Annotated in this window: 3 protein-coding genes; 2 read left to right on the top strand and 1 reads right to left on the bottom strand. The window is 70.0% G+C overall.

The annotated features are described in order from the left end of the window. Window positions 1-122: 122 nt before the first annotated feature. Complete coding sequence (locus tag JMF90_RS31635; RefSeq protein WP_011545928.1) at window positions 123-677, bottom strand: periplasmic heavy metal sensor; 555 nt, start codon at window positions 675-677, stop codon at window positions 123-125. Between the two features lie 224 nt (window positions 678-901). On the opposite strand from JMF90_RS31635, the gene JMF90_RS31630 reads away from it, so the two are divergent. Together JMF90_RS31630 and JMF90_RS31625 are read left to right on the top strand one after the other, a co-directional pair. After that, window positions 902-1,627, top strand: coding sequence for a response regulator (locus JMF90_RS31630; RefSeq protein ID WP_006493394.1), 726 nt, complete (start codon window positions 902-904; stop codon window positions 1,625-1,627). Continuing rightward, the coding region (locus JMF90_RS31625; RefSeq protein WP_201325906.1) for an ATP-binding protein at window positions 1,611-2,910 on the top strand (1,300 nt) is incomplete at its 3' end. The genes JMF90_RS31630 and JMF90_RS31625, both read left to right, overlap by 17 nt.

Raw genomic sequence — 2,910 nt, 5'->3', positions numbered from 1 at the left:
GGTGGCGTTCGCGCGTGGCCGCACGGCCGAGGTGCTGCTGTTCGACGTCGCCTGAAACGAAAAGGGGACGCAGGCTGGTGCCTGCGTCCCCTTCGATGCCGCTGCGGGAGCGGCCCGCCGGCTTACTGCGCCGGCGCCGACGCGCCCTTCGCGGCCGCGCGATGCTGCTCCCAGCGCTCCTTCATCTTCTCGTGGCGCTGCTCCATCTTCGCGAACTGCTGCTTGAGCGCCGTGCTGACCATCGTCTTCTGCTGGTCGTTCAGCCCGTTGTAGAACGTGAGCCACGCGGCGGACGTCTGCTCGCGCAGTTGTGCGTTCTGCGCCTCCGCCTGCTGGCGTGCCGAGTGCATCGCGCTCAGGTCGAGGATCGGCTGGTTCTGCTGCGCCTTGAACTGCTCGCGCATCTGCTCGTGGCTCTTGCGCATCGCGTCACGGTTCTGCTTCATCGTGTTGACGGCTGCCTGCCATTGCTGTTCCTGCGACGCGTTGAGCTTCAGCTGGTCGTGCAGTTTCATGATCGCGCCGAACGGGCCGCCTTCGTGCCCGCCGTGCATCTGGTGCATGCCGGGGCCGCCCGGCGGCGGCACGTCGGTGGGTTGCGCGGCATGCGCGGTGCCGAATGCGAGAGCGAGCACGGTGGCGGCCGCGATGGCCACGCGGGAAGTCTTCTTATACATTTCAGAAACTCCTTGTATCCAAAGGGTCCGGCGATGCGGTGCCGGGAAAGTCGGGTACCGCATCCGGTAAGACGCAGGTTAGCGATGCAGGCCCCGGCGGGTGTTACGCGGGGTGGCGGCCCGGTTACCGCGCATTACAGTTCCCTTGCGCGGTAACCCGCAGTAACCCTTTCGCCCCTTTGTTTCGTTCTTCGACTCCGCCCTCGCGCGGTAAACTTCGAGCCATGACTACCCAGATCCTCATCGTCGACGACGACCAAGAACTCCGAGACCTGCTGCGCGACTATCTCGTGCGCCAGGGGATGGAAGTGTCCGTGCTGCACGACGCAGCGACGCTCGAGAAGCGCCTCGAGCGCGAGCGGCCCGACCTGATCGTGCTGGACCTGATGATGCCGGGCGTGGACGGCCTGACCGCGCTGCGCCAGTTGCGCGCGGCCGGCGACGACATCCCCGTGATCATGCTGACCGCGCGGGCGGACGACGTCGACCGCATCGTCGGGCTCGAGCTCGGCGCGGACGACTACCTCGGCAAGCCGTTCAATCCGCGCGAGCTGCTCGCGCGCGTGCAGGCCGTGCTGCGCCGCCGCCGCGCGACGCCGTCGGCGGCCGCGCCCGAGCAGCGCGAGCCGTTCGCGTTCGGCCGCTTCCTGCTCGACTTCCAGGCGCGCACGCTGTCGGTCGACGGCAAGCCGGCCACGCTGTCGAGCAGCGAATTCGCGCTGCTGAAGATCTTCGTGAACCACGCGCTGCGCACGCTCACGCGCGAGCGGCTGCTCGAGCTGCTGCACGGGCCCGAGTACGACGGCACCGACCGCGGCATCGACGTCCAGGTGTGGCGCCTGCGCCGCATCCTCGAAACGGATCCGTCGACGCCGCGCTTCATCCAGACGGTCCGCGGGCGCGGCTACGTGTTCGTGCCCGACGGCGAGGCCCATGCGCAAACCCATTGATTCACTGTTCGGGCGGCTGGCGCTGCTCGTCGTCGGTGTCCTGCTCCTGTCGCACTTCGCGTGGTTCTTCGCGATGCGGCTCGAGCGCAACCAGATGCAGACGCGTTATGCGGTCGAGGAAGCCGCATTCCTCGTCGACGCGGTGCGCCAGCACATCGAGCGTACGCCCGACCAGCCGTTGCCGTCGCGCGTGCGGCTCGTGTCGCCCGATAGTGCCGATGTGCCGAAGAGCGGCGATTCGGGGCTGCCGCCGCCGCTGAAGCGGTTCCGCGACGACGTGAGCGAGCGCATGCCGCCCGGCACGCAGGTCGAGATCGGCACGCCCGGCCATCCGCCGGTGCTGTGGGTGAAGGAGCCGACCGACCGCAACTGGATCGTGGTGCCCGTGCAGCCGCTGCGGCCGCCGCGCTCGCTCGACCGGATGCTGCTGTGGCTCGGCACGATCTTCTCGGCCGGCGTGATCGCCGCGCTGTTCGCGGCCTGGCAGTTGCAGCAGCCGCTGCGCTCGCTCGCGCGCGCGGTCGCGCGTTTCGGTCGCGGGCAGCCGGTGCCGCCGCTGCGCGAGCGCGGCCCGCGCGAGCTGCGCCAGCTCACGCACGGCTTCAACCAGATGGTGGAGCAGGTGTCGCAGGCCGAGAGCGATCGCGCGGTGATGCTGGCCGGCGTCGCGCACGACCTGCGCACGCCGCTCGCGCGGATGCGCCTGCGGGCCGAAATGATGGACGACGCACGGCTGCGCGACGGCGTCGTGCGCGACGTCGACTCGATGTCGCACATCGTCGACCAGTTCCTGGTGTTTGCGCACGGCGGGGCCGACCGCAGCGAGCCGGTGCCGGTCGACCAGGCGTGCGAGCGGATCGCGCGTAGCTATCGTGCGGTTGCGCCGAATGCGCCGACGGTCCAGACGCGGCTGGAGGCCGATCCCGGCTTCCGGCTGCCGACGGCGACGCTCGACCGGATCTTGTCGAACCTGCTGGACAACGCGCATGCGTACGGTGCACCGCCCGTATTCGTCGAGACGGCGCGCACGCCGGCCGGCTACGTGCTGTCGGTCAGCGACAGCGGCGGCGGCATCGCGCCGCGCGACCTCGCGGCCGCCACGCGGCCGTTCGTGCGGCTCGATCCCGCGCGCGGCGGGAACGGCCACAGCGGGCTCGGGCTCGCGATCGTCGAGCGGCTCGTGCTCAGGCTGGGGGGCGCGTGCGACATCGGCAATCGCCCCGAGGGCGGCCTGCGGGTATCGATGACGTTCCCGTTCGACGCCGTGCCGAAGGACGAACCCC

The sequence above is a fragment of the Burkholderia sp. E168m23 genome (assembly GCF_016586125.1).
GTDB lineage: Bacteria > Pseudomonadota > Gammaproteobacteria > Burkholderiales > Burkholderiaceae > Burkholderia > Burkholderia orbicola.
Note: the sequence above shows the minus strand (reverse complement) of the source record. Positions and strands in the feature narration are given on the sequence as shown.